The following is a 25,906-nucleotide window of genomic DNA, read 5'->3' on the forward strand; positions in this document are numbered from 1 at the left end:
CCCTTCGGTCTTGCGTCTCCGACTCTATCAGATCTTTCCGACCCGATTTCCTCGGTGCTTTCCGGTCCCTTTCGCTTTCACTCCGGGGGCCTTCCGGCGGGGTCAAACATTACCAGGCTTTCTCGGTCCCCCTGACCACGTCCCGCTGCGAGCACGCAGAGGTGTAGACCACTGGGGTTAGGATCTGGCTTGATAGGTGCTGCCGACCCGCGACTCAAGGCCGCGTTGGGGTCAGGCAGGAGTACGACAGTACATCCCACCGTCAGTAGAGGCAAACCGTCGCCGGTAGTCCCTAGCTCCGCCCAACTGGTACGTCTCGTGCGGAACCGGGACTTCTCATGACATACGCTTCGGAACAGTTCGCCGTCCAGGACAGGTAGTGACGGCGCCACACAATCTCCGCCCCTGGGAGGCTTCCCATGACAGTCGTGACCTCGCCGCTCGCCGGCCGTGCCATCGGTCTCGCCGCAGTTCCCGATCCGGTCTTCTCCGGTGCGATGGTCGGTCCCGGTACCGCCATCGATCCCGTACGCGAGCCTTCCGAGGCCGTCTCCCCCGTCGACGGGGTCATCGTCTCCATGCACCCGCACGCCTTCGTCGTCGTCGACGGCGAGGGGCACGGCGTGCTGACGCACCTCGGCATCGACACGGTCCAGCTCAACGGCGAGGGCTTCGAGCTGCTCGTCAGCAAGGGCGACACCGTGACGCGCGGCCAGGCCGTCGTGCGCTGGAACCCCGCCGCGGTCGAGGCCGCGGGCAAGTCCCCCATCTGTCCCGTCGTGGCCCTGGAGGCCACCCCGGACTCGCTCTCCGACGTCGCCGAGACCGGCGAGGTGACCACCGGCGACAGCCTCTTCGGCTGGAGCTGAGCCGGTTCGTCCGTCGTGACGACCGCGAGTTCGACATTCAACGCGGCGGCCGGGGCCGTCGCTCAATCGGAGACGGGTGAGATGGAGACAACGCTGCGAGGCGTCGGCGTCAGCCACGGGGTGGCGATCGGCGAGGTACGGCACATGGGCACTGCGGTTCTGGAGCCGCCGGCCAAGTCGATTCCGGCCGAGGAGGCGGAGCGCGAACAGGGGCGTGCCCGTCAGGCCGTGGAGGCCGTGGCCGCGGATCTGATCGCCCGGGGCAACCTGGCCGGCGGCGAGGCCCAGGCGGTTCTCGAGGCCCAGGCCATGATCGCGCAGGACCCGGAGCTCATCGCCGACGTGGATCGCCGGATCGCGGTCGGCAGCACGGCCGAGCGCGGTATCTACGACGCCTTCTCGCACTATCGCGAGCTGCTCGCCGGGGCCGGCGAGTACATGGCGGGCCGGGTCGCCGACCTGGACGACGTGCGGAACCGGATCGTGGCGCGGCTGCTCGGCGTGCCGATGCCGGGCGTGCCGGACAGCGACGAGCCGTACGTGCTGATCGCGCGGGACCTGGCGCCCGCCGACACGGCGCTGCTCGACCCGGCGCTCGTGCTCGGGTTCGTGACCGAGGAGGGCGGGCCGACCAGCCACAGCGCGATCCTCGCGCGGGCCCTGGGCGTGCCGGCCATCGTGGCACTGCCGGGCGCGGGCGAGCTGGCCGAGGGCACGCTCATCGCGGTCGACGGTTCCACGGGCGAGCTGTTCGTGGACCCGAGCGAGGAGAAGAAGGCGGAGCTGACGAGGGCCGCCGCCGAGCGCAGGGCCGCGCTGGCGACGTCCACCGGGCCGGGGGCGACCTCGGACGGGCACAAGGTGCCGTTGCTGGCCAACGTCGGCGGTCCGGCGGACGTGCCGGCGGCGGTGGAGGCCGGTGCGGAAGGCGTCGGTCTGTTCCGTACGGAGTTCCTCTTCCTGGACGACAGCAAGAAGGCGCCGTCCGAGGAGAAGCAGGTCGAGGCCTACCGCCAGGTCCTGGAGGCGTTCCCCGAGGGACGCGTGGTCGTGCGGGTGCTCGACGCGGGCGCCGACAAGCCGCTGGACTTCCTGACCCCGGCGGACGAGCCGAACCCGGCGCTGGGCGTGCGGGGGCTGCGGTCGCTGCTCGACCACCCGGAGGTGCTGCGGACGCAGCTCTCCGCGCTCGCGAAGGCGGCCGAGGGGCTGCCGGTGTACCTCGAGGTCATGGCCCCGATGGTGGCGGACCGTACGGACGCGAAGGCGTTCGCCGACGCCTGCCGTGAGGCGGGGTTGCGGGCGAAGTTCGGTGCGATGGTCGAGATCCCGTCGGCCGCGCTGCGGGCGCGCTCGATCCTGCAGGAGGTCGAGTTCCTGTCGCTGGGCACCAATGACCTGGCGCAGTACACCTTCGCGGCCGACCGGCAGGTCGGTGCGGTGTCTCGGCTCCAGGACCCGTGGCAGCCGGCGCTGCTCGACCTGGTGGCGCTGTCCGCCGAGGCGGCCAAGGCCGAGGGCAAGAGCTGTGGCGTCTGCGGCGAGGCCGCTTCGGATCCGCTGCTCGCGTGTGTGCTGACGGGTCTGGGTGTCACCTCCCTCTCCATGGGTGCGGCGTCGATTCCGTACGTGCGGGCGACGCTGGCGAAGTACACGCTGGCGCAGTGCGAGCGTGCGGCGGCCGCGGCGCGGGCCGCGGACACCGCGCACGAGGCGCGGCTGGCCGCGCAGGCGGTGCTGTCCGGGGAGTGATCCCCGGGAGCGGGAGACGACGAAGGGGCTTTCCGTCACGGAGGTGGCGGGGAGCCCCTTCGTCGTGCGTGGGGCCGGTGGTCAGTGGTGGGTGGTCCAGTCGTCGTCGGGGCCGGGGACGAGGGGGAAGCCGGCGCGGTACTCGACGCCGGGTTCCGGGGAGAGGGGTTCTCCCGTGCGGGCGTCGGTGCAGTAGGCGGAGAAGACCTCGGCCTCGGTGAGCGGGGTCAGGGTGCCGTCGGTGAGGCGCCAGCCGTGGAGGCGGTCGGGGGTGTCGGGGGCGGTGGTGCGCAGGACGAGTCCGCCGGGTGCGGCGAGGGCGATGCCGGCGGCGAGGACGGCGGTGAACTCCGCGGCGGGTCCGGTGTCGGTGGTGGCCTCGGATGGTGCGGTGCCGCCGGCGTGGAGGACGGCGAGGAGCTGGTCGTCGGCGACGGGGACGCTGCAGACGAGGTGGTGGATGCCCGGTCCGGCCGCTTCCAGGAGGCGCACGAGCAGGCCGGCGGCCCGCTCGTAGGCGGCTTTGCCGATGTCCTTGCCGCAGCTCGCGCAGTCGCCGGCGGTGGCGAGGACGGTGGTGGCGTACTCCCAGGTGGCCTGGCGGACGGCGGTGTCGACGAGTTCGGGCAGGAGGGTCGTGAGGGGCTGCCCGGTGTAGGCGACGCGGGCTCCGACGGCGGCGAGGTGGGCGGTGAAGCGGCTGCGGCTCTCGGGCAGGTCGGGGTCGGTGTCGGTCTCGGCGCACCAGGCCGCGTACTCCTCGGGGTCGAAGAGGGCGACGGTGGTGTGACCGCCCTGGCGGGCGAGGGTCCTGAGAAGGGCTTCGACCTGGCGCAGGTAGGTGGTGTGGTCGGTGAAGGGGAACGTGCGGTAACGGCGCATGGCCGCGAAGTCCTGCTCGTCGGCGAGGAGTCCGACGGTGCTGGGGATCTCGCGGCGCAGTGCGCGGCGGAGGTTGTTCGGGGTGGTTCCGGTCCGTGTCATGTCTCCCCCTTGGTGACGGTCCGATCAGTGCTCACTCACCGTAACCTTCGCCACTGACAGTGACGATCCGGGGAGGCGTCGGCGGACGAGGCGGTTCTGGGCGGCGGCGGTGGCGGCGAGGGCCGCGCCGAGGACGGGCCAGGCGAAGGGGCCGGCGGAGACGAGGCCGGTCACGAGGAGGGGGCCGGCGAAGCGCTGGGTGGACTGGGCGAGGCCGTGGACTCCGAGGTAGGCGCCCTGGGCGTCGTCGGGGGCGAGGGCGACGGAGATCTCCCAGGAGGCGATGGTGTGGATCATCTCGGCGAAGGTGAGGACGACGGCCGCGGTGATCAGGGCACCGACGGCCAGGGCGGGGCCGCCGAGGGCGGAGGCGCCGACGGCGAGCGTGCCGATGACGAAGAGGACCGCGAGCGGGGTGAAGAGGCGGCGGGCGGCCTCGGTGGTGGTGCCGAAGCGGGAGAGCGGGACCTGGAAGAGGACGACGAGGACGCTGTTGACGACCAGGAGGAGCGGGGCGAGGCCGACGGGGGCGTCGGTGGCGTGGACGATCCAGAGCGGCAGGGCGACTTGCAGGATCGAGTCGTGGAGGAAGAAGACGGTCTCCCCCGCGGTGAAGCGGAGGAAGCCACGGTCGCGCCAGGGGTTGGAGGGCTTGGTCGCGGGGGCGGCGTCGGCGGACGAGGCGGCGACGCGGGAGGTGCCCGGGGAGGGGGGCTCGGCGCAGCGGAGGGTGAGGACGGCCATCACGAGGTAGGAGAGGGCGTCGCCGACGAGGAGGAGCTGGAAGGCGGCGGTGGAGCCGACGGCGAGCGCGGCGGCGGCGCCGAGGCCGCCGAGGGTCCAGCCGATGTTGGAGGTGGTGCGGTTGACGGCCTGGTAGCGGACGCGGTCGGGGCCGGCGACGCGGGTGGCGTAGAGCTTGGTGAGGACGTTGGTGGCGCGGTCGGGGAGGGCGCCGGCGGCGGAGAAGAGGACGAGCAGGAGGTAGTGGTCGGTGGTGAGGAGGGCGAGGAGGGCGGCGGCGCGCAGGAGTTGGGTGCAGATGATGACGCGAACGAGGGGGAAGCGGTCGGCGAGGCGTCCGCCGAGGGGTGCTCCGGCGATGCCCGCGGCGCCGGATATCCCGAGGAGGAGGCCGACCTGGCCGAGACCGAGGCCGGTGACGTAGGTGAAGTAGAGGGCCGTGGCGGTGGACCAGAGGCCGGTGCCGCACTTGTCGATGAAGCCGATGAGGAGCATGCGGCGGCCGTCGGCGCCGCCGGGGATGCGGTCCTTGAGGGGTGTGCGTCCTTCGCGGGGCGCGCGTTCCTTGCGGAGTGCTCGGGTGGTGCGGCTCATGGGTCCCCCTGTGCGCGTGCCACGGGTTTCGTTCCGTGCCGTGGACGTCTTGCGCTCAATTTTGTATTGATACATACTCAGTTACGTGGCAGCACAATATTCGATCGAAGGGGCGACGGCCAAGGGGATTGCCGCGTCCGTGGAGCGGGGCGTGGCCGAGGGCGGGCTCGCCCCGGGGGACGCCCTGCCGCCGGTGCGGCGGCTCGCGGACGGGCTGGGGGTGAGCCCGGGGACCGTCGCCACGGCCTACAAGGAGCTGCGGCGGCGGGGCCTGGTCGTCACCCGGGGCCGGGGCGGGACGGTGGTGGCCGGGGCGCCGCCGGTGGCCTCCCGGCGCCCGCCGCGCGTCCCGGACGGCCTGGTGGACCTCGCCGACGGGCATCCGGACCCCGCCTTCCTTCCCGTACTGCGTCCGCCGGCCGCCGTCACGCCCGTGTACGGCTCCCATCGCGCGGCGCCGCGTCTCGCGGCCCTCGAAGAGCTGACCAGGACGTGGTTCCGGCGGGACGGGGTGCCCGCGCGGCACGTGACGTTCGCGCACGGGGCGCTCGACTGCGTCGCGCGGCTGCTCTCGACGGAGCTGCGGCCCGGGGATGCCGTGGCCGTGGAGGACCCCGGCTTCCATCACCTGCTCGACCTGGTGCCCGCGCTCGGGCTGCGGACGGTGCCGGTGACGGTGGACGGCGAGGGGCTCGTACCGGATGCGCTGCGGGCCGCGCTGCGGGGCGGGGTGCGCGCGGTGGTGTGCAGCCCCCGGGGGCAGTGTCCGACCGGGGCGTTCTTCACCCGGTCGCGGCGGGACGAACTGGTCGCGGTGTTGCGGGAGTTCCCCGAGGTGCTGGTCGTCGAGGACGACCACAACGCGGAGGTGGGCGGGGCCGCCGCGTACACGCTCGCGGCGGCCGGGCTCGACCGGTGGGCGCAGGTGCGGACGGTGTCGAAGCATCTGGGGGTCGACCTGCGGTGGGCCGGGGTCGCGTGCGACGCGACGACCCTGGCGCGCCACGACGGGCGGATGCTCATGACCTCGGGCTGGGTCAGTCACGTGCTCCAGGAGACCGTGGTGGACCTGTTCACCGACGGGGCGGTACGCGCGCTCGTGGCGGCGGGCGAGGAGGCGTACGCGGAGCGGCGCGCGGCGCTGATCGACGCGCTCGGCGCGTACCGGATCCGGGCGGTGGGGGCGAGCGGGCTGAACGTGTGGGTGCCGGTGCGAGGCGAGTCGGACGTGGTCAACGGGCTGCGGACACGGGGCTGGTGGGTCGCCGCGGGGGCGCGGTTCCGGATCGCGTCCCCGCCCGCGGTGCGGATCACGACGGCGACGCTCGCACCCGCCGACGCGGTGCGGCTGGCGGCGGACTTCGCGGAGGCGCTGGGTGACGGGCAGGCCACGTACGGGGGTTGACGGCATACGGGGTTGACTGCGTACGGGGAGGAAGTACGGGGACGCTCCGGAGAGGGGGTCTCCCCGGAGCGTCCCGGGGCGCCGTGGGGCGGTGTCTCAGCGGGTGCGGTAGGCGTTCGTCAGGGTCTGGGTGAGGGTGTTGCCCCGCGTGTCGGTGAGTTCGGCGCGGAGCGAGACGGACCGGCCGGCGGCGGGGTTGCGGAAGGCGGCGCGGCCGTCGGCGACGGGGACGCGGGTCCAGGTGGTGCCGTTGTCGGTCGACACCGACACGGCCAGGGAGCGGACACCCGTTCCGGCCGCCGCGCCCTGGACGGTCACCGGCACGCGCATCCGGTCGTCCGCCGGGGCGGTGCCGTCGAGGCCGAGGGCCGGGGTGAAGCGGACGGTGCTGAGGGGAAGAGCGGTCGGGCGGGCGGTCGCGGCCGAGGTGAAGGTCCAGGCGGCGGTGACGCGCCCGCTCGGCGCCGCGCCGTCGCCGCGGGTCGCGGTGGCGGTCAGTCGGTACGAGGCCGCCCCCGGGGTGGTGGTGAACGTGCCCCGGCCGGGCTCGCCCCGGCGGGTGCCGATCAGGACCCCGTCGCGGTGGAGCGTGGTGGTGGCGGCGCGGAAGCGCGGCGCGCTCGGCGCGTGGCCCTCGCCGTCGGCGAGCAGCGGCACGTCGAGGGAGAGGGCGGCGCCGTCGCGGACGCCCGCCGGGCGGGCGCCGGGCTCGGTGTCGAGGGCCGGGCCGAAGACGGCGTTGTCGAAGGTGTGGGTGGTGGTGGCGCCCGCGCGCACCGCGAACCCGTTCCGGGCGTACCGGTTGGGCGTCTCCCCGGGGGCGGAGGGACCCTCGTACTCGACGTTCCACCGGCCCCGCTCGGGGGTGACGAGGACGGTCGCGGTGCCGAGCGGCCGGAGGGGCTGGACGAGGCCGACGGTGGGGCCCGCGCTGGGCTGGACGGAGGCGAACGCGGTTCCGGTGTCGCCGTCCGGGGCGGCGCGGCGGACCTTGACGGCGGCGAGGGAGGAGGGGGACGGGTGGCGGACGAGGCCGGTCAGGGCGCGTGAGGAGGTGAAGGTGTAGCCGAGGGCGTAGTCGGTGGTCGCGCCGGCCCAGTAGGTGTCGAACCACTCCTTGACCGAGCCCGGTTCGGCGTCGGGGCCGAGGTGGGCGACGCGCAGGCCGGGGCCGGCCATGACGTTCGCGAAGCGGGTCGTGCCGCCGTGGGTGACCTCGACGGCTCCGAGGCGGCTGAGGAAGCGGGCCTCCGGATCCTGAGGGCGGACGTCGACGGGGGCGGTCGTGCGGGCGTCGACGGTGACCGTGGTGTCGCGGTCCAGGTCCAGGCGGGGCTGGACGATCCAGTCGGTTTCGGAGCCCTCCTCGCGTCCGACCACGGTGGAGTCGAGCAGATAGCGACCCTCGGGGAGGCGGACGGTGACCGTGCCGGAGTCGTCGTGGGGCGTGACCGCCTCGGAGGCGCCGGGGCCCGAGATGCCGGTGACGCGGGTCCGGTACGCGTCGGTGGCGGCTCCCTGGCGATCGAGGTGACGGATCGTCAGGGTGTGCGTCTCGGGGACGCGGGCCGCCGCCACGGCGGTCGGGGGCAGCGCGGAGAGCGTCGTGCCGGAGAGGACTCCGGCGAGGGCGAGGACGCGGAGGGCCCTGCGGCGGAACGCGGGGCGGGGCGCGCCCTGGGCGGTGCGGGGGGATGCCGTCGTGCGGCTGGGTGTCGTCGTCCGGCTGGGTGTCGAGGAATCGTTCATGCTCAGCACTGCTCGTGGCGGCGAGGGCGTTCCCGTGACCTGGGCCACAGTGCGGAGGGGTGTGTTCCAGGTCACGGGAACGTGGACGAACCTCCACCCAGTACCAGGTGTGGAATCACCTATGAGAGATCGTTTCCGCGCCGGGGACCCCTCGGCGCTCGGAGAGGCGTACGACGAGCACGCACGCGTGCTGTACCACTACGCGTTCCGGGTGTGCGGGGACCGGGCGGCCGCGGAGGACGTCGTCTCCGCCGCCTTCCTGGAGGCCTGGCGCTGTCGCGGGAAGCTGCGCGCCGACGGCGGGAGCCTGCGTCCGTGGCTGCTCGGCATCGCGACCAACGTCATGCGCGGCGCCGCCCGCGAGGCCCGGCGGCGGGACGCGGCCCTCGCCCGGCTCCCCGAGCGCGGTGTCCTGCCGGACTTCGCCGACGACGTCCTCGCCCGGATGGCGGACGGGGAGCAGATACGGGCCGCCCGCGTCGCGCTGGGCAGGCTCCGGCGGCGCGAGCGCGAGGTGTTCACGCTCGTGGTGTGGGCCGGTCTGGACTACGCGGCGGCCGGCGAGGCCCTCGGCATCCCGGTCGGGACCGTCCGCTCCCGGCTGTCCCGCGCGCGCGAACGGCTGCGGAAGCTCGCGGACGCCGAGTTGAGGGCGGCGCGGCGGCGCGAGCGGTCCGCCGCCGTCGCCGTCCGGGCGGGCGGTCCCGTCCGCGCGGCCGGCGGGCGCGAACCCGCGCCCGTCCCCGTACCCGGGCATCGGCCCGTACCGCCGTCCGCCCAGCCGTCCGTACCGGCGGCAGGTCCCCTCTCGTCCCGATCGAATCCGGAGAAGCAGGCATGAACGCTTTCACCCCCCGCCCGCCGCACGGCGCCGACGCGGACGCGCTGCTGCGGGCCGAGCTCGCCGAGCTGCTGCCCCCGCCGCCGGTGCCCGACCCGGCGCCGGAGCGGAACCTCGAACTGCGGCACGCCGTCCTGCGGTCCGCGCTCGCCGCCGACGGCGGTGCGGGGCCGTCGCCCGAACGCCGGACGCGTCCGGGGTTCCGGTTCGGTCGGATCGTCGCTCCCGCGGTCGCGTGCGCGCTCGTCGCCGGTGTCGTCGTGCTCGCGCCCGGGGAGACGCCGGGCGGGTCGCCGGGTCGGGTCACGGTCGGGCAGCCGGCCCCGTCCGAGGCCGTGCGGTTCCTGTCCCACGCGGCGCTCGCCGCGGCCGCCGCGCCCGCGCCGGAGGTGCGGCCCGGGGAGTACGTCTACGTGAAGAGCCTCGTCTCGTACGCCGGACGCGACGCGGGCGGCGGCCCCGCCGTGCTGCCGCCCGCACGCGCGCGCGAGGTGTGGCTCTCCCCCGACGGCAGCCGCCCCGGGCTGCTGCGCAAGGCGGGGGCCGCCGACACGCCGCTCGGGTCCCGGGCGCCCGTGTACGAGCTGGACCGTCCCGGAGCCGTACCCCGGAAGACCACCCTCGGGACGGAGGCGCCGTCCGTCACGAATCCGACGCACGCGTACGTGGCGGCGCTTCCCACGGACCCGGAGGCGCTGCTGCGGCTGGTCCGCGAGCAGACCCGGGGGACCGGGGACCCCGGGGGTGACGCCGACCAGCGGGCGTTCGCCGCGATCGGGACGCTGGTCGCCGAGACCTGGGCTCCCCCGGAGGTCACCGCCGCGCTGTACCGGGCCGCGGCCCTGATCCCGGGCGTGGCCGTGCTGCCGTCCGCGACCGACGCGGCCGGTCGCGAGGGCGTCGCCGTGGTCCGTACCGCCCACGGGGAGCAGACGCAGTGGATCTTCGACCGTACGACGTCGGCGTTCCTCGGGGAGCGGACCGTCCTCACCGAGACCACGCCTGCCGGGCGGGCGGGCACCGTCCTCGGCGCGTCGGCGGTGCTCGTGAAGGGGGCCGCCGCCGCGCCCGGTGAGCTGCCGAAGGCGTAGGGAAACGCTCCGGGCCCCGATCCTGGTGGATCGGGGCCCGAGGCGTTCGTACGTCTAGGCGCGGCGGTTCGCGGCCAGGGTCTCGTAGAAGTGGAGGAGGCCGAGGTCGTCGACCGAGCCGGCGTTGACGGCCTTGGCGAGCGGGGTGCCCTGGAGGAGGCGCTTGACCGGGACCTCGATGCGCTTGCCGGTGAGGGTGTGCGGGACGCCCGGGACCTCGATGATCTCGTCGGGGACGTGGCGCGGGGAGAGTTCGGAGCGGATGGTCCGCTTGATGCGGGCGACCAGTTCCTCGTCCAGGACGGCGCCCTCCACGAGGTGGACGAAGAGCGGCATCCAGTACCCGCCGTCCGGCTCCTCCAGGCCGATGACGAGGGATTCGCGGATCTCCGGGAGGCGTTCGACGGCCTCGTAGATATCGGCGCTCCCCATGCGGACGCCCTGCCGGTTGAGGGTGGAGTCGGAGCGTCCGTGGATGACGACCGAGCCGTGGTCGGTGATCGTGATCCAGTCGCCGTGGCGCCACACGCCCGGGAACATCTCGAAGTAGCTGTCGCGGTAGCGGCTGCCGTCGGGGTCGTTCCAGAAGCGGATCGGCATGGACGGCATGGGGTTGGTGACGACGAGTTCGCCGACCTCGTCGACGACGGGCTTCCCCGAGGGGTCCCAGGCCTGGAGGTCGGTGCCGAGGCCGGCGGCCTGGAGCTCGCCGACGTGGACGGGGAGGGTGGGGACGGCGCCGGCGAAGCAGGAGCAGACGTCCGTGCCGCCACTGACGGAGGCGATCCAGAGGTTGTCGCGGACCTCGTCGTGGAGCCAGCGGAAGCCGTCGGGGGGCAGCGGGGAGCCGGTGGTGGCGACGCACTTCACGGCCGAGAGGTCGAAGTCGCGGCCGGGGTGCACGTCCGCCTTGGCGCAGGCCGTCACGTACGCGGCGGAGGTGCCGTACAGGGTGGCGCCGGTGCGTTCGGCGACGCGCCACTGGGCGGCGGTGTCGGGATAGCCGGGGCTGCCGTCGTACAGGACGATCGTCGTACCGGTGAGCAGGCCGGAGACGAGGAAGTTCCACATCATCCAGCCGGTGGAGGTGTACCAGAAGAACACGTCCTCGGGGCCCAGGTCGCAGTGCAGGCCGAGCTGCTTGACGTGCTCGACGAGGATGCCGCCCTGGGACTGGACGATCGCCTTCGGCAGGCCGGTGGTGCCGGAGGAGTACAGGACCCACAGCGGGTGGGAGAAGGGGACCTGCTCGTAGACCGGCTCGGTGTCGGCGGCGACCAGGTCGTCCCAGGCGAGGGTGCCCTCGGGGGCCGGGGTGCCGAGGAGCGGGATGTGGACGACGGCGCGGAGGGTCGGGAGTTCGGCGCGCAGTTCGGCCACGGTGTCGCGGCGGTCGTGCTCCTTGCCGCCGTAGCGGTAGCCGTCGACGGTGAAGAGGACGACCGGTTCGACCTGCTGGAAGCGGTCGAGGACGCTGCGGGCGCCGAAGTCCGGGGCGCAGGAGGTCCACACGCCGCCGACGGCGGCGGTGGCGAGGAGGGCCACGACGGACTGCGGGACGTTGGGCAGGTAGCCGCTGACGCGGTCGCCGGGGCGTACGCCGAGGGCGCGCAGCTCGGCGGCGAGGGAGCCGACCTGGCGGCGGAGCTCGGCCCAGGTCGTCGGCGCGGGCTCATGTGTCTCGTCCACATGGAGCAGGGCCGTGTCGTGGGGGCGCTCGTCGGCGGCGCGCAGGGCGTGCTCGGCGTAGTTGAGGGTGGCGCCGGGGAACCAGTCGGCGCCGGGCATCGAGCGGTCGCCGAGGACGCGCTCGTACGGGGTGGAGAAGCGGATGTCGAACCACTCGGCGACCGCCCGCCAGAACGCTTCGAGCTCCTCGACCGACCAGCGGTGGAGCGCCGGGTACCCGCCCTCGGCCGGGGCGCCGTGGTGCTCGGCCGCCCAGGACTGGAAGCGGGTGACGGCGGCCGTGGCGATGCGTTCCTCGTCCGGCTGCCAGAGCGGCTCGGTCTGCGCTGATGTCATGGGGCGGCTCCCTGGCTGTACGCGGGGTCTGCGTGTGTCCCGCGCACGTGCTGGGGTGTGCGCGCGACGCGGCTGACAGGACGATGCCATGTGATCGTCTTTCGCACCAGGGCTGCCCGCCCATGGTCCGGTAGTTGAATATGTGCTCCCACCACGGGTGAACGGCAGTTGAACCCGGCTCGTTCCGTCTTTTCCGGGTGGCAGGGTGAGCCGCATGGACGGTCGTGAACTGCTGCGTTCGATGAAGGTGTTCGGTTCCGGGGAGGGCTTGCGGACGGTGCGGTCGGCGTGGCGGCAGCGCCGTACGGACGCGTGGGGGACGCCCCCGAGGGGGCCGGAGCGGGCCCGGGTGCCGGGGCTCGCGGAGGCGGCGGAACCGGCGCCGGGCGGGGGGACGATCCGGTTCGCGCGGTCCTCGCTGCGGCTGTGCGTGTCGGCGGGCGGCACGGTGTTCTGGGGGTGGGACGGGGCCGGGCCGCTGCCCTCGTACGCGCTGGCCGGCGAGGCGCCCGAGCCGGACCCCCGCGCGGCCCTGGAACCGGACACGGACGGCGGGTGGCGGATCGTGTCGGAGCGGGTCACGGTGGCGGTCTCCCGGCACGGGGCGGTGGAGGTCCGGACGCCGGGCGGGCTGCTGCTCCGGCGTGACCTGCCGCCGCGCTGGTGGGAGCCGGTGGAGGCCGCCGGGGCCGCCGGGCCTTCCGGGGCCGCGCGCTGGGTGCAACGGAGCGAGGTGCCGGCGGACGCGCGGTTCTTCGGGCTCGGCGGGCGACCGGGAGGGCTGCGGCTGCGGGACGGCTCGTACGGGCTGCGGGGCGCGGCTTCGCGAAGGGGTGCTGGGGTCGGGCAGGGGCTGGGGCTGGGGTCCGGGCTCAGGATCGGGTTCAGATCCGGGCCGGGGTCGGGGTCGGGGTCCGGGCCCGGGTCAGGGCTCGAGTCCGGGTCAAGGCTCGGGTCCGGGTCCGGGTCCGGGTCGGGGTCAAGGTTCGGGTTCGGGTCCGGGTCGGGGCCCGGGGACGTTCCGCCGCGCCTCGTCATGCCCGTGCAGTTCATCGTCTCGGACGCCGGTACGCACCTGGTGTTCCACGACAGCTCCTGGGACGGCCGGGTCGCCCTCTCCGAGGGCGAGGAGGGGGCCGGGTCCGGACACGACCGGCCCGGGACCTGCGAGGTCCGGATGGAGGGCGGTCCGCTGCGCTGCTGGGTGGTGGTCGGCACCCCCGCGCGCGTGCTGCACGGCTGGGCGGCGCTCACGGGCGCGCCCGCGCTCCCGCCGTCCTGGGCGCTGGGCCCGCAGCACGCGCGCGAGGGCTCCGGGGGTGCGGCGGAGGTGCGGGGGGCGGTGGACGCGTACCGGCAGCACGGGCTTCCGCTGTCCGCCGTACACCTGGACACCGAGCACCCGGCCACCAGGCACCCGGATGCCGGGCGCTCGGATGCCGGGCGCTCGGACGGTCTGTCCGGTCTCGCGGAGGAGCTGTGGAAGGGGGGCGTGCGGCTGGTGGCCGCCGTGGACCCGGCGGTGCGGGCGGAGCCCGGGGACCGGCCGCGCGACGCCGATCACCGGGAGACGAGCGGTGTGCGCGGCCTGGCGGCGGCCCGGGCCGAGTACGAGGGGCTGCGCCGGCTGCGGCCCGACGAGCGGCCCTTCCTCCTGTCGCGCTCCGGCTGGGCCGGCGTGCAGCGGTACGGCGGGACCTGGGCGGGCGGACTGCCGGCGGGGTGGCCGGGGCTGAGGGCCTCGCTCTCCCTGGTCCTGGGGCTCGGCCTGTGCGGGGTGCCGTACTCGGGGCCGGACGTGGAGGGTTCCGGAGCCGATGGCGGGTCGTCGCCGGAGCTGTTCCTGCGCCGGTACCAGCTGGCGGCGTGGCTCCCGCTGTTCCGCACGCGCGCGGGGACCGGCCCCGGGCCGCACGAGCCGTGGGAGTTCGGGCCTGAAATCGTGGAGTACGCGCGCGTGGCGCTGGCCGAACGGGAGCGGCTGCGGCCGTACTTCACGACCCTGGCGCGGCTCGCCCGGATGACGGGCGCCCCGTACGTACGGCCCGTGTGGTGGGGGACGCCGGAGGACCGGGCGCTGCGGGACTGCGAGGACGCGTTCCTGCTCGGCGACGCGCTGCTCGTGGCCCCGGTCCTGACGCACGGCGCCGACCGGCGGGCGGTGCGGCTGCCGCGCGGACGCTGGTACGACACGTCGACGGGGCGGGCGTACGAGGGGCCCGGGCAGGTGCTGCTCGACGCGCCGCTGTCGCGGGTGCCGGTCCTGGCCCGGGCGGGCGCGGTGCTCCCGGTGCGGGGCGAGGAGGGCGGCACGGTCCTGGAGGTGTGGGCGCCCGCCGCCGGGCGGACGGGCGGAGGGCTCGTCGTACGGGACACGGGGGACGGCTGGGAGCCGGCCGAGATCGAGCGGTACCAGTCGCGCCTGGTGGACGGGCGGGTGGTGGTGGAGCGGGTGACGGACGACGGGGTCGCGGAGGCGGGGCTGCCCGTGCGGGTGCGGGGGCTCTGAGGCGGGGCACCGGCCCGGGCCGGGGGCCGGGCCGCCGGCCGGGTCCCCGTGCCCTCAGCCGTACTCCCCCGCGAACCACTTCCGTACCGCCTCCGTGTGGAGCGGGAAGGCCAGTTCCTCCGGGGCGCGGAGGAGGTGGTGGCCGGTGGTCTCGTCCGTCGGCGCCGAGGCGGGCAGGGCGGAGGCCGGACGGGCCGGGAGGAGGCCGAAGAGGAGGAGGTGGCCGCCCGGGGAGCTCATCGCGTCGGCGAGGCGGACCTCCTCGGCGGCGGCCTCGATGCCGGTCTCCTCGCGCAGTTCGCGGGCGACGGCGGCGCGCCAGTCCTCGCCGTGGTCGACGAAGCCGCCGGGGAGCGCGGTCCCGCCCCGCTGCGGCTCGATGGCGCGGGTGACGACGACGAGTCCCGTGGTGCCGTCCGCGTCCGTGACGGGCAGGAGGGCCACGGCGACGGGCAGCGGGTTGCGGTAGGCGGTGCGGCCGCAGCCCGGGCAGGTGCGGGGCCAGCCCGCGTCGGCGGAGTGGGCCGCGCCGCAGGAGGAACAGTGGGAGTCCTGCACGGGCGAGCCCTTCGCGGTGGAAGGCCGCACGGTCGGTTCGGTCACGGTCGCAGGCTGCACGGGCGAGCTCTTCGCGGTGGGAGGCCGCACGGTCGGTTCGGTCACGCCACGACCGTATGCGATCGCCCTTTCCCGGCGCTGCCGGAACTGGTAGACGGGGGCGCATGACAGGACTCGCCTCCGCCCTCCGTACCCTCGCCGTCACGGCCACCGCCGGGCTGCTCGCCCTCACCGGTTCCGTCGCCGCACCCGCTCCCCCGGCCTCGGCCGCTCCGGAGCCCAAGGCGCCGCGGGAGTTCGTGGCCCTCGACGCCGTGGACCGGACGATCCTCCAGGAGATGCGCTACACGACGGCGCACAACTTCACGGGCGTGCCGGTGGACGGCTACCGGCAGCCGCTGTGCGTCCTGACCCGGCCGGCGGCGGAGGCGCTGCACCGGGCGCAGGTGCGGCTCCTCGCCCGGGGCCACACGCTGAAGGTGTACGACTGCTACCGGCCGCAGCGGGCCGTCGACCACTTCGTGCGGTGGGCGGAGGACCTGGAGGACGAGCGGATGAAGGAGGAGTTCTATCCGCTCGTCGACAAGTCGAGGCTGTTCGCGGACGGTTACATCGCGGAGAAGTCCGGGCACAGCCGGGGCTCGACCGTGGACCTGACGATCGTGCGGCTGCCGGCGCTGCCCACGCGCGCGTACCGGCCGGGCGAGAGGCTCGTGGAGTGCTACGCGCCGCGGGAGGAGCGGTTCCCCGACAACTCCGTGGACATGGGGACGGGTTACGACTGCTTCGACACGCGTTCGCACACCGACGACCCCCGGATCACGGGTGCGCAGCGGGCCAACCGGCAGCTGCTCAAGGGGGTGCTCGCCGAGCAGGGGTTCGTGAACCTGCCGGAGGAGTGGTGGCACTTCACGTTCAGGCCGGAGCCGTTCCCCGACACCTTCTTCGACTTCCCGGTGGCGCGGAGGTCGGTCGCCGGGCACTGATCCCCCGGTGGAGGGCCCCTCGTCGGGCCCTCCACCGGGGGATCAGGAGGTGACGGCCGCGCGCGGGCGGTCGGCGAGGACGAGGGCGTGCTCGACGACCGCCACGAGGACGTTCTTCACGGACTCGCGGTCCCGGGCGTCGCACATGACCAGCTCGACCTCGGGGTCCAGGTCGAGGGCCCCGCGCACGCTCTCGGCGGGGAACCGCTGGGCGCCCTCGAAGCAGTTGACCGCCACCGTGAACGGGATGCCGCGCCGCTCGAAGTAGTCGATGGCCGCGAAGCTGTCCTCCAGGCGGCGGGTGTCCGCGAGGACGATCGCGCCCAGGGCCCCCTGGGCCAGCTCGTCCCAGAGGAACCAGAAGCGGTCCTGGCCGGGCGTGCCGAACAGGTACAGGACGAGGTCCTCGCGCAGCGTGATCCGACCGAAGTCCATGGCGACCGTGGTGGTCGTCTTGGACTCGACGCCGTGCAGGTCGTCGACGGGCCGGCCCGCCTCGCTGAGCATCTCCTCGGTCCGCAGGGGCCTGATCTCGCTGACCGCGCCCACCAGGGTCGTCTTCCCGACCCCGAACCCGCCGGCGACGAGGATCTTCAGGGTCACCGGTTCGACGTAGGGCTTGGTGCGGCTAGAGCGCCCGAAGGCCATTGATCACCTCGCGGAGGATGTTCACGTCCGGCAGCTCGGCAGGCGGAACGGGGCGGGTCACGTGGACGAGTTCGTCCTCGACGAGGTCGCCGACGAGGACCCGGACCACCCCGACGGGGAGGTCGAGTCCGGCGGCGAGCTCGGCGATCGACTGGGGCTGCTCGGAGCAGCGTTCGACGATCTCCACGTGTTCCGGGGAGAGCGTCTGGTCCCGGCCGGGGTCTTCGGCGGCGGGTTCGGGGACGACCAGCGCGATCAGGTCGAGCCGGTGGCGGGTGGCGGCGCTCGTCCGGCCGCGGGTCATCGCGTACGGGCGGACCACCGGTCCGGCCTCGTCGTCGAACCAGTGGTGGGGGCGCGGGGCGCGTCCCTCCACGGGTAGGTTCCGCTCGGCTTCGTCACTCATGCCGTCCCACTCACCCTCCCGAGGGCAGTCCGGTCCGGGGGGCCGTCGCCAGGTGGGCTCCGACCCGCTTCACCATCAGCGTCATCTCGTAGGCGACCTGGCCGACGTCGGAGTCGGCGTCCGCGAGCACCGCCAGGCAGCTGCCGTCGCCGGCGGCCGTGACGAAGAGGAAGGCGTCCTCCAGTTCGACCACCGTCTGGCGCACCTTGCCCGCCTCGAAGTGGCGGCCGACGCCCTTGGCGAGGCTGTGGAAGCCGGAGGCGACGGCGGCCAGGTGCTCGCCGTCCTCCCGGGTCAGGTCCTGGGAGGCACCGGTGGGAAGGCCGTCGCTGGAGAGCACCAGGGCCTTCCGGATGGAGCCGACGCGCTGGACGAGCTCGTCGAGGAGCCAGTTCAGTTCGCCGTTTCCGGAGGTCGTGCTGGATGCTGCGGCGTTCGGTGCGGTCATCGACCGTCCCCCTCGGGTGTCGTTCCTGGTGCTGTCGGGTCGTCAGGGTCGGTGGTGTGCCGGCGTCCGCGCTGCCAGCCGCGCTGCATGGCGGCCATGCGGGCGCGCACCTCCTCGGCGTCGCGCTCGAAGGCATCCGGTCCGGCGGGCGCGGCGGACTCCTTGTCGGTGCCGGCCTTGCGGTCGGCCTCGCGCAGCTGGGGGGCGAGGCTGGCCTGGCGGACGCGGCGGGGCAGACCGTCGAAGAGGACCGGGGCCTCCGGCCGTGCGGGGGTCTCCCGCGGGGCGGGGGCGGTCGCGGGCGGAACGGGGGGCTGCGGCCGGCCGGAGCCGCCGGGCTCGGCGGAGCCCTTCTGCCGCGCGAGCCCTTCCGGCGGTACGGGGCTTCCCGGGCGTACGGGGCTTCCCGGCCGTACGGGACCTCCCGGGCGTACGGGGACGAGGTTCGGGCCCTGGTGGTCCTCGTGGCCGTTGCCCTGGCGGCCCGGGGCGGGGTGCGCCCGGCCGGGGGCCGGGTGGGCGCGGTCGGGACCGTCGAGGCGGCGGCCGTGGTCCACGACGAGGGTCGGGGTGTGGCGGCGCGGCAGCGGTACGGGGCGGCGGACGGCCTCGTCGGCGGGCTCGTCGCGGCCGGCGGCGGTCCGGTCCGGGGCCTGGTCGTGCTGCTCGCCCGCCGGGGCGAGGCCGGTGCGGCGCCGTTCCCGGGGCTTGAAGAGGCCGCCGCGCTCGCTCTCGGTGTCGTCGAGGAGGTCGGCGGACCGGTCGAGGAGCGCGTCGAAGTCGTCTTCGAGCGGGGCCTCCAGCTCGACGGGGCCGTCGAGGGGGCCGCCGGTGGTGACGTCGGGGACCCTGGCGAGCGCCGGGCGGCGGGTGGGCAGGGCGGTGGAGTCGCCGTCGGCGCGGTCGGAGACCTTGCGGTCCAGGCGGAAGCCGGCGCCCTCCGTCTCGGGCGCGTCGGTGAGCAGCGCGGCCGGGATGAAGACGACCGCGGTGGTCCCTCCGTACGGGGAGGTCTGGAGCGAGACGCGGACGTTCTGCCGCTGGGCGAGCCGGCTGACCACGAAGAGGCCGAGGCGGTCGGTGTCCGACAGCTCGAACTCGGGGGTCTCGGCGAGCCGGAGGTTGGCGTCGAGCAGGGCGTCGGGGTTCATGCCGAGGCCGCGGTCGTGGATCTCCAGGGTGAAGCCGTTGGCGACCCGCTCGCCGAGCACCTGGACGGCGGTGTGCGGCGGGGAGAACACCGTGGCGTTCTCCAGGAGTTCGGCGATGAGGTGGGTGAGGTCGGCGACGGCGGGGCCGCCCACGCCGAGGCGGGGAAGCCGGCGCACCTCGATCCGCTCGTAGTCCTCGACCTCGGCGACGGCGGCGCGGACGACGTCCATGAGCTGGACGGGCTTGCGCCACTGGCGGGAGGGGGCGGCGCCGGACAGGATGACGAGGCCCTCGGCGTGCCGGCGCATGCGGGTGGTGAGGTGGTCGAGCCGGAAGAGGTCAGCCAGTTCCTCGGTGTCCTCCGTGCGCCGCTCCATGGTGTCGAGGAGGGTGAGCTGGCGGTGGAGCAGGACCTGGTTGCGGCGGGCGAGGTTGACGAAGACCTCGGAGACGCCGCGGCGCAGCTCCGCCTGTTTGACGGCGGCCTCGACGGCGGCGCGCTGGAGGGTGTTGAGGGCCTGGCCGACCTGGCCGACCTCGTCCTCCCCGTAGCGCAGGTGGGGCACTTCGGTGGTGACGTCGACCTGTTCGCCGGCGGCGAGCCTGCGCATGACGCTGGGCAGGCGGACGCCGGAGACCTCCTGGGCCTCCTTCTGGAGGCGGCGCAGGTCGCGGACGAGTTCGCGGCCGATGCGGACGGAGATGACGATCGAGGCGAGCAGGGCGAGGAAGCCGAGGACTCCGGCGACGCCGGCCTTGAGGAGGACGCCGTACGCGGCGGGCTGGACGCGCTCCTGGTAGCGGTCGCCCGCGGCGGTGTTCTCGCGGGCGAGGGCGTCGAGGACGGGGCCGGCGTGGTCCTGCCAGTGGGCGGCGGTGACGGCGCGCGGGCTGCCGGTGGGGCCCTGTTCGACGAGGGCGTTCTCGGCGGTGCGCAGGGGCAGGGTCTCGGGGCCGCGCCAGAACTTCTCGAAGCGGGTGCGCTCGGCGGCCGGCAGGAGTTCGAGGTTGACGTCGTAGAACTGCTTGCGGTTGGCGATCAGGTCGGATATCGCGCGGATCTCCTGGGCGGTGACGCGGTCCGCGACGAGCGCGGAGAGCACGAGGGCGTCCTCGCGGGAGAGCAGTTCGCGGGCGCGGGTGACGCCGACGAGGGCGCGGCCCTGCTTGTCCATCTCCACGTTCTCCAGGGCGTGGAGGGTGATGAGGAAGCTGTAGCAGGGGTCGACCAGGCGGTTGTAGAACTCGAGGGCCTGCATGCGGCCGATGCCGCGGTTCTCCACGGAGCGGCGGATCGATTCGAGGCCGTCGAGCGCTTCGAGGAGGCTGTCGATCCGCTGGGCGGTGACGGGCCGCATCTCCTCGCGGACGCCGGGCTCGGCGGCGTTGGCGCGGATGCGGGCGATCTGCCGGTCGGTGGCCCGGCGGGTGTCCTGGAGCGAGGCGAGGGCGTCGGAGCCGCGGGGGTCGGCGAGGTAGATGAGGGACTGGCGGCGTTCGAGCTGGATGAGCCGGGCGGTGTCCTCCAGGGGGTAGCCGACCTTGTCCACGATGTAGCCGACGTCGAGGAGCTGGTCGGCCTCGCGGCCGGTGAGGACCGTGGCGAAGCCCCACAGGCCGGTGAGCGAGACGAGCGGTACGAGCAGCAACGCCACGATCTTCCTGCGGATGGACTTCCCGCGAAAGCGCATGGCCTCCCCCAGCTCGGCCCCCGTTCGTCGCGAGGGTCCTTCACGTCGTGACGTCGGGCGTCAACACACGGCGTCAACCTTGAGTTTCAACAAACGGCGGCGCGAGCCTACTACTGCATCGCGACCATCCCGAAGGTGTGTCCGGGCTATTTTCAGCCTGTCGAGTGAGCGTCGATCATGAGATGTCCCGTTATTCAGGGAGTTGAGATCGGCCACTGTGGCGCAGGACACCCACTGACGTGCCGCTCCGCCGGCCTGCGGAGATGGCTGGAACTGTGCGTTCCGTTCGTACGCGGTCTCGCTTTCATCCCTGACAAGGCGAAACCTTTTCCCTCTGTCGCGCGTCATTGGGTACGGGGAGGGTTCTGTCCGCGTAAAGGCGCTCACAACGGGCAGCCGTCTCCCTGGAGTCGTTCAGTGGTGGGGAGTGACAGGGCAATGGAACACGAGGCGCGGTCGGCGCGGCAGTTGTGGGTGGAGGAGGAGCGGGGCCGGCGGCGGATGCCCGATCCGGTGCGCAACGCCGCGGTGCGGGCCGTGCTGATCACATCGGTGACGCTCATCCAGGCGGTGGTGGCGTTCTTCTGCAGCCTCGCGGGCTCGTGGCTGGCGTTCCCGATCACGCTCACCGCGGTGGCCTCGACGGTCGTGGCGACCTGGAGCGTGCTCGACGTCTGGATCACCCGTCAGGTGTGGCGTCAGCGCAACGGGGTGGTGTCGGAGCCGAGCAGCACGGCGCGTCCGCCGCTGCGGGCGCGGCGCGACGAGGACCGGATGGAGGCGGCGCCGCTGTCCGAGGCGGCCTGAGGAGAACGGAGAGCGGCCCGGCCCCGGTGGGGGCCGGGCCGCTCTCCGTTGCCCGGAGGATCCTCTACGCGGCGTCCGTCGGGGCCGGGTCGTCGGACTGGTGGCGGCGGAACATGCGCGTCGCCGTGATCTCGCCGTGGATCGCCTCCCCCTCCGGGTCGGTCTGCGGAAGCCCCGGGCGCAGGTGCTCCTCCACGCTGATGTACTTCAGTCCCGCCCGCAGGTCGGCGTCGTTGCGGAGCCGGATCACCAGCGGGAACTCGGCGAGCGCGGTCGTGTCGAACAGGCCCGTCGTGTACAGGAGCTGGACGCCCAGCGCGTCCGACACGGCCCGCTGGAGCTCCAGGAGGTACGTGGCGTTGGCGCGGCCGATCGGGTTGTCCAGGAACAGCGTGCCCGCGTGCCGGTGCTTGTCGCGGCCCCGGTCGTTGGAGCGGAGCGCCGCCATCGTGCAGTACAGGGCGATGGCCGCGGTGAGCAGCTGGCCGCCGGAGAAGACGTCGCCCATCTGCCCGACGGGGACCCGCTCGGCGCGCAGCACCGCGTCCGGCTTGAGGATCTCGACGGAGACTCCCTTGGGTTCGAGGGCCGCCTGCACGCCCCGCAGGAGCAGGGACATGCCGTCGCGGCGCAGGTCGGAGTTCTTCTTGACGGCGGCGCGGGTGGCCTCGTCCACGACCTCGCCGAGCCGCTCCGCGAGGGTGGCCTGGTCGGGCTCCTCGAAGCGGATCCGCAGGAACTCCTGACCGGACCACTCGCCCAGGCCCTCGGGGAGCCGGGAGAGTCGCTGGGCCGAGCGGAGCGTGGCGAGGGAGGACTCGACCAGGCCGCGGAGGCGGTCCACGATCGAGTCCCGGTTGCGCTCCAGCTGCTCCAGCTCGTCGGTGAGGACCCGCAGCCGGGGCGCGAAGGCCTCGGCCCACTTGGCGGCGTGCTCGGGGAGCGCGGACGCCGGGAGTTCGCGGATCTGCTGGCGGGCCGGGGTGCGGACCTGCTCGTAGCGGGTGGAGTTGGCGTGCCGGACGAGGACGTCGCTCGCCTCGCGCACGGCGGCGTCGGCGGCGGACAGCTCGCCGGTCCGGCCGCGCAGCGCCCGGCGCGCCTCGGTGGCCGCCGTACGGGCCTCCTCCAGGCTGCCGGGGTACGGCTCGGCCTCCTCCTGCTCCTCGTCCGCGTGGTCGCGGAGCAGGTCCCGCAGCAGGGCCGCCGTCTCCTCGAAGCCGCCGGCCGCGTCCTCGGCGGCCCGGTGGTCGCGGAGCAGCCCGGCGTGGGCGGCGCGGGCCGACTCAAGGGCGGCGCTGCGGGAGGCCAGTTCGGCGGTCGCGGTCCGCAGGAGGGTCTGGGCCTGCTCGGCGTCGGCGGGGACCAGCTCCTCGGGCAGTTCGGTGTGCGCCTCGCCGTCCTCGGGGGCGAGGCGCTCGGCCTCGCCGCGGAGCCGGCCGAGCTTCTCGCTCGCCTCGGAGGCGCGGGTCTCCAGCATCTGGACCAGGGACTCGGCGCGGGCGGCGGCGGCCTGCCGGGACGGGCCGTCGGCGCCGTCGGTGGACTCCAGGAGCTGTTCGGCGCGGGTGCGGACCTTGTTGGTGAGGCGGTTCAGCTCGGCGAGGGCGGCGGACTCGTCGCTCTCGGCGCGGGCCTGCTCGGCGCGCAGGTCGGCGCCGACGCCGACCTTCTCGTACAGCTGGGACGCGGCCCGGTAGGCCTCGCGGAGGGTGGGCAGGGCGGTGCGGGGCGCGGCCGGGTCCGCCTCGGGGAGCGGGTCGGGGGCGCCCGCGATCTCGGCGCGCTCGGCCCGCAGGGCGCGGGCGGTGCGGTGGGCGTCGTCGGCGGCGCGCTGGGCGGCGCGGCGGTCCTCGTCGGCGGCCCGGGCGCGCTCCAGGCAGGTCTGGGCGCGGGCCTCGTACTCGGCGGCGTCGTCGGCGAGTTCGCGGAGCCTGGCCTGCCAGGCGGACCGCTCGCGCAGCCGGAACGCCAGGCCCGCGAGGGCGTCGGCGACCCGGCGGGCGCGCTGGGCGGCCTCCTGGCGCTCGTCGCGGACGCGGATCGCCTCGGCGGCGGTCTCGTCGGCCTCCGCGCGGGCGGTGCGGGCCTCTTCGAGGGTCGCGGCGGCCGTCCCGGCGCTCTCGCGGGCGGCCTCGGCTGCGGCGGCGAGCTCGGCGAGCATGCCGGGCGGGCAGTCGGCGCGCCAGGCGCCGATCCGGGCGGCGAGGGAGCGGTCGCCGGCGAGGCGGGCGGCGAGGGCGCGGATCTCCTCGTCGCGGGCGGCGGCACGCGCGCGCAGGGCGTGCCGCTCCTCGTCGGCCGCGTGCTCGTCGTGCATGGCCGGGTTCGGCGGTACGAGGAAGACGCCGGGGTCCTCCCCGTCCGCCCGCGCCGGTACGGGGGCGAGCAGGGCGGCGGCGGTGCCGACGGCGACGGCGGAGCGGGGCAGCAGGGCGGCGGCGGCCAGGACCTCGCGGGCGCGTCCGTACGAGACGGGGTCGGTGATGACGACGCCGTCGACCAGCTCGGGGCGGGCGGCGAGCACGCGCGCGTGGTCGGCGGGGTCCACGGCCTGGGCGAGGTAGCGCCAGCCGGGGAGCGCGGGGATGCCGTGCTCCCCGAGGTGCTCGACGGTGGCGAGGACGTCGGGGCCCGGCGGCAGCAGGCCGCCGTCGCCGAGGGCGCCGAGGATGCGGGAGTCGTCGGCGGCGGCGGTGCGCAGGTCGAAGAGCTGCCGCTCGGCGGAGGAGACGGCACCGTCGAGCAGGGAGCGCAGTTCGTCGGCGCACCGGTCGAGGTCGGTGACGGTGAGCGCTCCCCCGTGGGGCGCGCCGTCGTCCCCGGCGGCGGGCAGGCCCAGGAGTTCGACGAGGCGTGCTTCGGCGGCCAGGGACTCGGCGGCGCGGCGCTCCGCGTCGTAGGCGTTCCCGGCGGCCTCGGCCGCGTCGGCGGCGCGGGCGGCGGCGAGTTCGGCCCGGGACTCGGCGGCGGCGGCCTCGCGGGCGCGTTCGATGGCGGCGCGGGCGGTCTCGCGGGCGGTGTCCCAGGCGGCGACGGTGGTCTTCTCGGCGTCGCTGGCGGCGAGCGCGGCGCGGGCCGGGTCGGCGTCGGGCGCGGTGTCGTCGAGCCAGCCGGCCCGTACGGCCTCGGCGGTCTCCTGCTCGACCTCGGCGAGCCGCTGGCGCAGGTGGCCGGCCTCGCTGCGGGCGCGCTGGGCCCCGGTCGCGGCGGCGGTGGCGTCGCGGTGGGCCGTCTCGCCCGCCTCCTGGAGGGCGGTGGAGCGCTCCTCCTCCTCGGCCGCGTGGCGCTCGCCCTCCTCGGCGGCGGCGGCGAGGGCCCGTACGAGGTCGGCGGCGGCCCTGGCGCGGGCCGCGAGGGCGGGGGCGGCGTCCCGCTCGGCCTCGCGGATGGCGGCGGCCACGCGCGCGGAGCGGTCGCCGGCGGCGCGGTGGCGGAGGACGGCCTCGGCGGCCTGCCAGGCGGAGTGCAGGGTGCGGGCGTCGGTGAGTTCGCGGCGCTGGGAGGCCGCGCCCTTCTCGGCGGCGGCGAGGGCCAGGGAGGCGTGCCGGTAGGCGAGTTCGGCGGCGATGAGGGCGCTGCGGCCGCGGGCGTCCTCGGCCTCGGCGACGGCGTGGGAGGCGGTGGTGACCTGCTGGGCGAGTGCGGCGCCCCGGCCGCGCTCCTCGGCGGCGCGGGCGGAGAGCCGGCGGGCGAGGGTGCGGGTGCGGCGCTCGGCGGCGGTGTGGACCTCGCGCGCGTGGGCCCGGACTCCGGCGGCCTCGACGATCCGGTTCAGGAGGTCCACGGAGCCGGCCGTGAAGTCGCGTTCGGCGGTGAGTTCGGCGCGGCGGCCGAGCTTGTTGCCGAAGCCGCCGACGAGGTCGGCGAGGCCGTCGGTGTCGCGGGTGTCGGTGACGGCGCGCAGCAGCAGGTCGGTGAAGTCGGAGTCCTTCTTGACCGCGAAGAGGCCGGCGGCCTCGCCCTCGTCGGCGTTCATCTCGCGCTGGTAGCGGAAGAGTTCGGGGTCGAGGCCGAGTTCGCCCAGGTGCTCGTTCCAGCGGTCGTGGATCTCCTCCCAGACCACCTCCAGGTGCGGGTAGGCCTTGCCGGCCTCGGTCAGGGCGTCGCGGAAGCCCTTCATGGTGCGGCGGCGGCCGCGCGCGCCGGAGGCGCCCTCGACGGGCGGGCGGACCGAGGTGGCCTCGGCGACGGGGAGGTTGTCCAGGCTGAGGCCGGGCCCCGGCCGGAAGGAGTACCAGGCCTCGGCGAACTTCCGCGGGTCGTTGGAGACCTGGCGGCCGCGCCACTCGCTGGCCTTGCCGACGACGACGAGTTCGCCGGTGAGGGTGTGCTGCCACTCCAGGGCGACGTGGCCGCAGTCGTCGGCGAGGAGGAACTTGCGCAGCACGCCGGAGCCCGACCGGCTCGTCCTCGAAGAACTCCGCCTGGGTGGGGGCGGGGTGGGGCACGGGGGCGCCGACTCCGCGCAGGTCCAGGACCGTGTCGGCGTAGCGCGCGCCGGCGGGGCCGATGGAGTAGAGGCTGTCTCTTATACACATCTGACGCTGCCGACGACGACGAGTTCGCCGGTGAGGGTGTGCTGCCACTCCAGGGCGACGTGGCCGCAGTCGTCGGCGAGGAGGAACTTGCGCAGCACGCCGGAGC

At 74.8% G+C, this 25,906-nt stretch carries 17 protein-coding genes and 1 pseudogene; 8 read left to right on the plus strand and 10 right to left on the minus strand.

The annotated features are described in order from the left end of the window. The first annotated feature begins 419 nt into the window (after window positions 1-419). Both OO47_RS30950 and ptsP read left to right on the plus strand, forming a co-directional pair. Complete coding sequence (locus tag OO47_RS30950; protein ID WP_030215208.1) at window positions 420-869, plus strand: PTS sugar transporter subunit IIA; 450 nt, start codon at window positions 420-422, stop codon at window positions 867-869. Window positions 870-950: 81 nt separating this feature from the next. Continuing rightward, window positions 951-2,621 (plus strand): phosphoenolpyruvate--protein phosphotransferase, encoded by a 1,671-nt coding sequence (ptsP, locus tag OO47_RS30955; protein ID WP_030215205.1) that lies wholly within the window; start codon window positions 951-953, stop codon window positions 2,619-2,621. An 81-nt stretch (window positions 2,622-2,702) separates the two neighbouring features. Here the strand turns inward: ptsP and OO47_RS30960 are convergent, their stop codons facing one another. Beyond that, window positions 2,703-3,605, minus strand: a complete 903-nt coding sequence (locus OO47_RS30960) for a hypothetical protein (RefSeq protein WP_030215203.1) — start codon at window positions 3,603-3,605, stop codon at window positions 2,703-2,705. 24 nt (window positions 3,606-3,629) lie between these two features. Beyond that, window positions 3,630-4,943 (minus strand): MFS transporter, encoded by a 1,314-nt coding sequence (locus tag OO47_RS30965; RefSeq protein WP_280923823.1) that lies wholly within the window; start codon window positions 4,941-4,943, stop codon window positions 3,630-3,632. Between the two features lie 85 nt (window positions 4,944-5,028). On the opposite strand from OO47_RS30965, the gene OO47_RS30970 reads away from it, so the two are divergent. Beyond that, window positions 5,029-6,348 (plus strand): aminotransferase class I/II-fold pyridoxal phosphate-dependent enzyme, encoded by a 1,320-nt coding sequence (locus OO47_RS30970; protein WP_030215197.1) that lies wholly within the window; start codon window positions 5,029-5,031, stop codon window positions 6,346-6,348. Window positions 6,349-6,444: 96 nt separating this feature from the next. Here the strand turns inward: OO47_RS30970 and OO47_RS30975 are convergent, their stop codons facing one another. Continuing rightward, a complete protein-coding gene (locus OO47_RS30975) occupies window positions 6,445-8,097 on the minus strand; it encodes a serine protease (RefSeq protein WP_199812364.1) in 1,653 nt (550 codons plus the stop codon). 121 nt (window positions 8,098-8,218) lie between these two features. On the opposite strand from OO47_RS30975, the gene OO47_RS30980 reads away from it, so the two are divergent. Both OO47_RS30980 and OO47_RS30985 read left to right on the plus strand, forming a co-directional pair. Next, complete coding sequence (locus OO47_RS30980) at window positions 8,219-8,938, plus strand: RNA polymerase sigma factor (RefSeq protein WP_234323356.1); 720 nt, start codon at window positions 8,219-8,221, stop codon at window positions 8,936-8,938. Continuing rightward, entirely contained in the window at window positions 8,935-10,029 is a 1,095-nt protein-coding gene (locus OO47_RS30985) for a CU044_5270 family protein (RefSeq protein ID WP_030215188.1), read from the plus strand. The genes OO47_RS30980 and OO47_RS30985 overlap by 4 nt, the downstream gene beginning before the upstream one ends. A 54-nt stretch (window positions 10,030-10,083) precedes the next feature. Here the strand turns inward: OO47_RS30985 and OO47_RS30990 are convergent, their stop codons facing one another. Beyond that, window positions 10,084-12,054 carry an acetoacetate--CoA ligase gene (locus OO47_RS30990; protein WP_030215185.1) on the minus strand — a complete coding sequence of 657 codons (1,971 nt, stop codon included), beginning with the start codon at window positions 12,052-12,054 and terminating at the stop codon, window positions 10,084-10,086. 214 nt (window positions 12,055-12,268) lie between these two features. Here OO47_RS30990 and OO47_RS30995 point away from each other — a divergent pair, with 214 nt between their 5' ends. Continuing rightward, a complete protein-coding gene (locus OO47_RS30995) occupies window positions 12,269-14,563 on the plus strand; it encodes a glycoside hydrolase family 31 protein (protein ID WP_030215182.1) in 2,295 nt (764 codons plus the stop codon). 54 nt (window positions 14,564-14,617) lie between these two features. Here the strand turns inward: OO47_RS30995 and OO47_RS31000 are convergent, their stop codons facing one another. After that, a complete protein-coding gene (locus tag OO47_RS31000) occupies window positions 14,618-15,166 on the minus strand; it encodes an NUDIX domain-containing protein (protein WP_051716104.1) in 549 nt (182 codons plus the stop codon). A 119-nt stretch (window positions 15,167-15,285) separates the two neighbouring features. Between OO47_RS31000 and OO47_RS31005 the strand changes: the two genes are divergently transcribed. Next, a complete protein-coding gene (locus tag OO47_RS31005) occupies window positions 15,286-16,107 on the plus strand; it encodes a M15 family metallopeptidase (RefSeq protein ID WP_030215175.1) in 822 nt (273 codons plus the stop codon). 42 nt (window positions 16,108-16,149) lie between these two features. On the opposite strand, the gene OO47_RS31010 is transcribed toward OO47_RS31005, so the two are convergent. Genes OO47_RS31010 through OO47_RS31025 form a run of 4 tightly spaced genes read right to left on the minus strand, consistent with a single transcriptional unit; the run spans window position 16,150 to window position 20,452 of the window. After that, window positions 16,150-16,755 (minus strand): GTP-binding protein, encoded by a 606-nt coding sequence (locus OO47_RS31010; RefSeq protein ID WP_030215172.1) that lies wholly within the window; start codon window positions 16,753-16,755, stop codon window positions 16,150-16,152. After that, the gene (locus OO47_RS31015; protein WP_030215169.1) at window positions 16,736-17,161 is read right to left on the minus strand and encodes a DUF742 domain-containing protein; all 426 of its coding nucleotides are present in this window, start codon (window positions 17,159-17,161) and stop codon (window positions 16,736-16,738) included. The genes OO47_RS31010 and OO47_RS31015 overlap by 20 nt, the downstream gene beginning before the upstream one ends. Window positions 17,162-17,171: 10 nt before the next feature. Next, complete coding sequence (locus OO47_RS31020) at window positions 17,172-17,609, minus strand: roadblock/LC7 domain-containing protein (protein WP_030215166.1); 438 nt, start codon at window positions 17,607-17,609, stop codon at window positions 17,172-17,174. After that, the gene (locus OO47_RS31025) at window positions 17,606-20,452 is read right to left on the minus strand and encodes a nitrate- and nitrite sensing domain-containing protein (RefSeq protein WP_078490079.1); all 2,847 of its coding nucleotides are present in this window, start codon (window positions 20,450-20,452) and stop codon (window positions 17,606-17,608) included. The genes OO47_RS31020 and OO47_RS31025 overlap by 4 nt, the downstream gene beginning before the upstream one ends. Before the next feature lie 438 nt (window positions 20,453-20,890). On the opposite strand from OO47_RS31025, the gene OO47_RS31030 reads away from it, so the two are divergent. Next, complete coding sequence (locus tag OO47_RS31030; protein ID WP_051716099.1) at window positions 20,891-21,259, plus strand: hypothetical protein; 369 nt, start codon at window positions 20,891-20,893, stop codon at window positions 21,257-21,259. Between the two features lie 64 nt (window positions 21,260-21,323). Here the strand turns inward: OO47_RS31030 and OO47_RS33720 are convergent. Further along, a pseudogene (locus OO47_RS33720) lies at window positions 21,324-25,800 on the minus strand (hypothetical protein). Window positions 25,801-25,906 lie beyond the last annotated feature (106 nt).

Source organism: Streptomyces bikiniensis, from assembly GCF_000716625.1.
Lineage (GTDB): Bacteria > Actinomycetota > Actinomycetes > Streptomycetales > Streptomycetaceae > Streptomyces > Streptomyces bikiniensis.